The following is a 6,590-nucleotide window of genomic DNA, read 5'->3' on the forward strand; positions in this document are numbered from 1 at the left end:
CCATGACGATCCGCCGGTGCGCCTGACGTGCCGCGCGCGGCTCGGCCCCGGCGACCGCGTCACGCGGCGCGTGCTGATCGAAGGCGCGGAGGCGTCGGGCGCGGGGCTGATCTGCGACGGGTCCGTGATCGGGCGCGCCGGTCAGGCCACCACCACCCGCGCGCCCACCATCGCCGTCTGGTCGCGGCGCGACGGGCCGGACTGGAGCCGCCCACGCAACATCCTGATCCGGGGCTGTCATGTGCACGGCGCGATCCGGGTCTGGGGCGTCGGCGCGGGCCAGCGGATGGACCAGCTGCGCCAGTCCTCACACCAGGCGGACCACACTCGCCGCCTGCAGGCCGCCGCCCCGACGGCCGTGCGGCTCGAGGATGTGACCATCACCGGCACGGGCTCCGTCCCGCTTTATGTGGGCCCCGGCGTCATGCGCCTGAGCCTGACCGGATCGCGGGTGGACGGGCGGTCGGTGTCCACGGCCATCTATCTGGACGCCGAGAGCGGGCTGAACGTGTTGAGCGACAACACCATAGCCGTGCGCACCGGACGCGAGGTCATCGCCGTGGACGGCTCGGCGGGCAATGTCATCACCGGCAACACCATCGCCCTCAGCGCGGGCGGCCTGACAAACCGGGGCGGCGTCTTCCTGTACCGGAACTGCGGCGAGGACGGCATCGTCCGGCATCAGACGCCGTCGAACAACCGCATCACCGGCAACACCTTCCACGCCTCATGGTTCGGGCCTGTGCGGGCCGTGGTGGTCGGGTCGCGCGAGGGCGATCGGCGCTACTGCGACGCCGACGCCGGTCACCCCTTCGGCAGCAGTGTGGACGACGGCGACGGCGCCACGGGCAATGTGGTTGGCGACAACCGCATCGAGCGCGGCCTCTAGACGGGTTTTCCAGTCAAGGCGCCGTAGAGGTCCGTGCGGCGGTCGCGGAAGAAACCCCAGGCGGCGCGGTGGCGGTCCAGGAAGTCCAGATCGAACTCGTGCACCAGCACGCCCTCGTCATGACGGCCCAGCGTCTGGACCAGATCGCCCCGGTGGTCGGCGATGAAGGACGAGCCGTAGAAGGTCTGCCCCGCCTCGGTGACCTGCTCATGGCCGGTGCGGTTGGCGCCCACCACGGGCACGACGTTGGAGACGGCGTGGCCCTGCATGGCGCGGCGCCATGGCTCGGCGGTGTCCAGCGAGGGGTCGTGGGGCTCTGACCCGATGGCGGTGGGGTACATCAGCACCTCCGCCCCCATCAGCATCATGGCCCGCGCGGTTTCCGGGTACCACTGGTCCCAGCAGATGCCGACGCCCACCTTGCCGAAGCGGGTGTTCCAGACGCGGAAGCCGGTGTCGCCCGGGCGGAAATAGTACTTCTCCTGATAGCCCGGGCCGTCGGGGATGTGGCTCTTGCGATAGACGCCCAGGACCTCGCCGTCGGCGTCCAGCATGACCAGCGAGTTGTAGTAGTGGGGCCCGTCGCGCTCGAAGATGGAGACCGGAATGGCCACGCCCAGGTCCTTGGCCACCGGGGCAAGCGCCGTCACGCACGGATGCTCGCGCCACGGATGGGCGGTGGCGAACCAGTCCTCCTCCTGGGTGACGCAGAAATAGGGCCCCTGGAACAGCTCGGACGGCAGGATCACCTGCGCGCCCTTGTCGGCGGCCTGACGGATCAGGTCGATGGTCTTCTCGATATTGGCCTGCATGTCCGTGCCATAGGACGTCTGGAGCGCGGCGACAGAAATCGTGCGGGGCATCAGGCGGGCTCCTGCTGGGTGATGCAGTGGAACGAGCCGCCGCCGGAAAGGATCGCGAGGGACGGCAGGGAGATGATCTCGCGGTCGGGGAACACCTCGCCCAGCGCCTTGCAGGCCAGGCCGGCGGCGGCAGCGTCGCCATAGGTCGGCACGATCACCGCGCCGTTGGCGATCAGGAAATTCATGTGGCTGGCGGGGACGACCTTCTCATCCTCATCCACCACCACGCCGGGCGACGGGATGCGGATGACCCGGATGGCGTTTCCGTCCGCGTCGGTCATGGCGGCCAGATCGCGGGCGGCGGCGTCATAGACGTCGGCGTTGGGGTCCTTGGTCCCCCAGGCCACGGGGCAGGCGACCACGCCGGGCGCCACGAAGCGCGCCAGATTGTCCACGTGGCCGTCGGTGTGGTCGTTGAACAGCCCGTCGCCCAGCCACAGCACCTTGCGGGCGCCCAGCGCCTTGGCGAGGGCGGTTTCGGCCGTCGCTTCATCCCAGTCGGCGTTGCGGTTGGGGTTCAGCACGCACTGTCGGGTGGTCAGGATCGTGCCGGCGCCGTCGTGATCCACCGCGCCGCCTTCGAGGATGAAGGCGTGAGGCGTCAGGGCCGCGCGGGCGTGACCGGCGATCTGCACGGCCACGGTGTCGTCGTGCTCCAGCTCGTACTTGCCACCCCAGCCGTTGAACTCGAAGGCGTTGGCGATCCCATCTCCATTGAAGATCGGCCCGGTGTCGCGCAGCCAGATGTCGCCGAAGCGGCCGTCCACCACCTGCACATTCGCCACGTCGGCGAAGCGGGCGCGGGCGTCGTCAAGCGCCTCGGCCTTGCCCACCAGCAGGCGCACCTGCTCGCGGCCGGGTCCGGCCAGGGCGCGGACCAGAGCCTCCACCTCGGCTTGAGCGGGCTCCAGGTTCTCCTCCCACAGCTCGCCGTGGCTGGGCCAGCCGACCCACATGGCGCGGTGCGGGCTCCACTCGGCGGGAATGACGGTCATGACGGGATCCTGAAACGCGAAAGAGGCGGCGCGCGCAGATAGCCACGCCCGCCCCCGCATTCAACCTGCACCGCGCCCAAAGAAAAAGGGCGGACCCGAAGGCCCGCCCTTTCCAGACGTTCAGATCACGGGGATCAGAAGCGATAACGCACGCCGAACTTCACCTGCCAGACGGACTGGTTGTTGAAGACAGCGGCCGAGTTCGTGCGCAGCTGCTGATACTCGTAGAAGTTGCCGGGTCCAGCCGCGCAGGTTTGAACCTGGCAGTTGGCGGCGACCACGTTGTTCGAGAGGTACGGGAAACCGACCTGCTGGATCACGCCCCACTCGTCGTTCAGCAGATTGCCGAAGTTCTCGACGTCTGCATACAGCTCCAGACGCGCGCCGCCGGGGAAGAAGGCGGGCAGCTCCTGGGCGATATGCAGGTCGACCGTCGTCACGTCTTCCGACTGGAAACCGTTACGCGGGGCGATCTGACCGGCGTACTCGATCAGGCCGGTGTTCTGCAGGAACTCGTTGAACGCGCCCAGATCGAAGCCCGCGCCGTAGGTGACGATCGGGTCGCTGCCCGCCGTCACAACGCCCGAGCCGTCGGTCTGCGGCACATACAGCAGCTGACGGTTGGCCGAGTAGTTCTCGCCGAACATGCCGCCCGGGTTGCTGGCGAAGGTGTAGCTGAACGGCAGGCCCGAGCGGTGCTGGGCGAAGACGTTCAGACGGGTCCGGTAGTCGCCGAAGAACGCGCGCTCGTAACGAACGTTCAGCTTGATGGCGTCCTCGATCTCGTAGTTGGAGGTCGAGACTTCCGGGTTGTTCGGGTTGAACACAGCCAGGTTCTGGTAGTTCGACGCGGCCACCGAGGAGGTGCCGGCGTGCTGATCGGTCGTGTCCAGGTGAGTGTAGGACAGGTTGAAGCCCAGGCCTTCGGCCCAGCCCTCGTACCAGTCCTTGCTCAGGCTGATGGCGAACTGATCGGTTTCACCGCCCTGGAAGTTGGTCAGCATGAGCACCTGACGGCGCGGCTGGCCCGTGCCGAAGAAGGTGGGACGACCGTCAGGCGCCGTGCCGTTTTCACGCAGGTTGGCGTTCAGGTCTTCCCAGCCGATCGCGTTCTCCAGTTCGGAGTGCACGTATTCGGCGCTGACGGTCCAGCCGTCACCCAGTCCCCAGCGGCTCAGGTCGAGCTCCTGGACCAGCCCCAGCGACGTCTTCCAGATGGAAGGCGCGTTGAAGGTGGGGTCGATGATGTTCAGGTTGCCGGTGCCAAGGTTGGCGCTGTCCGCCACCCGGTCCAGAGCTTCCTGGGGCGGGTTGAAGCCGTCGATGCCGGACAGCAGGCCCGCCGGGCAGACCGGGTCACCCGAACCGGAGAACTGGCCTTCGTAGGTGGCATCGATACGGCAGTCGAAGAAGCCGATCAGATTGCCAGTGTTGGTGAAGTTGTTGGAAATCCAGACGTTCGGCGAACCGCCTTGGAACCGGCCGATGCCGCCGTACACCGTCAGCGTGTCGGTGGCCTGCCAGTTGAAGCCCACGCGCGGCTGCAGGACGCTGACGCCGTCGATGTTCGAGTTGCTGGCGAAGCCGTAGGTGGATTCGAACAGCGGGTTGGCTTGGGGCGCGTCGTCGGTGGTGTACCAGTCGTAGCGCAGGCCGGCGTTGATGGTCAGGGTCGGCGAGACGTCCCAGGTGTCCTGGAAGAACAGGCTGTTGACCGCATAGCCGAAAGCGGCGGCGCCGTCGTTCTTGTCGCCCGTCACCGTGTTCTGCAGGCCAATGTAGGAAGCTTGCTGGTTCTCGAAGTCGGTGATGGAGGCGAACTCGTATTCACCGTTGGCGAACTGGACGAAGAGGTTGAAGACGTCGATGTCCTCGCGCTCGAAACCGGCCATCAGGTTATGGCCGTTGCCGGCGTCATAGTTACCGACAACGCGGAACTGGGTGGTGTCCACGGTCAGTTCGTTGGCGTGACGCGAACGTTCAGGCCCCATGCGGATGGAGCGGATCGGGCCGGGGCCGCCCGGGTCGTCCAGGAAGATCTGGAAGGCGGCGAAGTCATTGCCGGCCAGCGGGCTGGAGATATTCTCCACTTCCTTGATCGAGAACGACATTTCGGTCGAGAAACGATCGGTCCAGTCAGAGAACAGCTGGCCCTTGTAGGTGTAGAGGTTGGACTGTAGCGTATAGGCTTGCGACAGCAGGGCCACGGTCGGGAAGTTGCCGAAAGCGCTGCTGGACCCAAGACGCAGGTCGCCGCCTTCGGTCTGCTGATACGACAGCACGGCGCGGTGCTGATCGCTGATGTTCCAGTCCAGCTTGCCGAACCACTTCTCGTCCTCGACCAGAAGCGCGTCTGCGCTCCAGTCCAGCGGGTCGAAGCCATATACGTCCTGTGAAATCTGGCGAACCAGATCCACGTCGGCCTGGGTGATGCCGGGCACTTCATTGACCGCGCCCGAGCCCTCGACGCCCGTCAGCACCGGCTGGGTGGACTCATAGAACTCATAGTTGATCAGGAAGAACAGACGATCGCGCAGGATCGGGCCGGACAGAGTGGCGCCCCAGGTGGTTTCCTCGAAGGTGCTGCCCGAAGTGTCGCGGGTGATCTCGTTGCCCGTGACGAAGTCCGTGTAGGTGAACTCGTTGCCTTGCAGACCGTCGTTGGTGGTCTCGTAGAAGGCTTCACCGGAGAAGACGTTGCCGCCGGACTTGGTGACCGAGTTCACCACGCCGCCGGTGAAGGTGCCGTACTGAACGTCGAACGGCGCCACATCGACGCTGACCGCTTCCAGGGCCGAAATGGAGATGGGCGAACGCTGGGTCGGATAGCCGTTGCCGTTCAGGCCGAAGTCGTCGCCCTGACGGATGCCGTCAACCAGGAAGGCGTTGAAGCGGGTGTTCTGGCCGCCGATCGACAGAGCGTCGTTGTTGGTCGGGTCGGTGGTGGCGAACGGCGACGTACGGACGAAGTCCTTGATGTCGCGGCTGATGGACGGAAGGGTTTCGATGTCGCCCAGGCCGAAGGTCGAGCGGGGGCTGGTGGCCAGCTCGGCGCCGGCGGCGGTGATGACCAGTTCATCGACGGTCGTGGCGCCGGAGAACACCACCACGTCCACATTGGCCGGATCGCCGATGCCGATGGCGGCCACCTGGGCGCTGGCCGGCTCGGCGCCGGGCGCGGTGACGTCAACGGTGTAGGGGCCGCCGACGCGCAGGCTGCGCGTGGTGTAGATGCCCGAAGCGTCGGTCATGGTGGTAGAGCGGGTGCCGGAGGGCACGTGGGTCACGGTGACGGTGGCGCCCGCGACGCCCATGCCCGCTTCGTCGGTGACCTGGCCGCGGATGCCGCCGGTGGTTTCCTGGGCGAAGACGGCCGAGGAGGCCGCCAGCGCGATGACGGCCGCTGAAGCGCCGCAAGCCAGCTGGTTGAGTCTCATTCTCAGAGTATCCCCTCTCTGCGGCCGCGCTACGCCCGGCGGGCGAAGATGATGCATGCGGCCATGATGGATAGGCGCCCTTTAGGCCTCACTCCCGACACTCGGAAGACAGATGTGCTTCGTTTTTGTGACAAGCCCCGGCGTGTTGCAGTGCAGCAACATTAAGACGGGGTTAAGGGAAACCAAGGTCGGCCGCCCACCCCAATGGAATCAACCGTATGCGGATCGTTCGGCGGATTCCGGCTCCGGCGCCGCCGCGTTCGGCCATCCACAGGTTTCCCACAAGAAAACGCCCCGCCTGGCGAGAGCCGGGCGGGGCGTTTGAAGTCTTGGCCGATGGCCGTCGACATCTTCCAGGTCCGTCCCTCCCGGCCGGAGCCGGGAGGTCTGGGTCTTAGAAGTTGAT

General features: G+C 66.5%; 4 protein-coding genes. 1 reads left to right on the forward strand and 3 read right to left on the reverse strand.

Going from position 1 to position 6,590, the window contains the following annotated elements:
• Positions 1-16: 16 nt before the first annotated feature.
• On the forward strand, positions 17-889 hold the full coding sequence (locus tag ACI8U3_RS14415; RefSeq protein ID WP_415015564.1) for a right-handed parallel beta-helix repeat-containing protein: 873 nt from the start codon (positions 17-19) through the stop codon (positions 887-889).
• Here the strand turns inward: ACI8U3_RS14415 and aguB are convergent.
• The 3 genes from aguB to ACI8U3_RS14430 form a co-directional block, all read right to left on the reverse strand.
• Positions 886-1,752, reverse strand: a complete 867-nt coding sequence (aguB, locus tag ACI8U3_RS14420; protein ID WP_415015565.1) for an N-carbamoylputrescine amidase — start codon at positions 1,750-1,752, stop codon at positions 886-888. The genes ACI8U3_RS14415 and aguB overlap by 4 nt on opposite strands.
• Positions 1,752-2,747, reverse strand: coding sequence for an agmatine deiminase family protein (locus ACI8U3_RS14425; RefSeq protein WP_415015566.1), 996 nt, complete (start codon positions 2,745-2,747; stop codon positions 1,752-1,754). Before ACI8U3_RS14425 ends, aguB begins: the two co-directional genes overlap by 1 nt.
• 134 nt (positions 2,748-2,881) lie before the next feature.
• A complete protein-coding gene (locus tag ACI8U3_RS14430) occupies positions 2,882-6,184 on the reverse strand; it encodes a TonB-dependent receptor (protein ID WP_415015567.1) in 3,303 nt (1,100 codons plus the stop codon).
• Between the last annotated feature and the right edge of the window lie 406 nt (positions 6,185-6,590).

Origin of the sequence: Brevundimonas sp. (assembly GCF_047617075.1) — a bacterium.
Taxonomy (GTDB): Bacteria; Pseudomonadota; Alphaproteobacteria; order Caulobacterales; family Caulobacteraceae; genus Brevundimonas.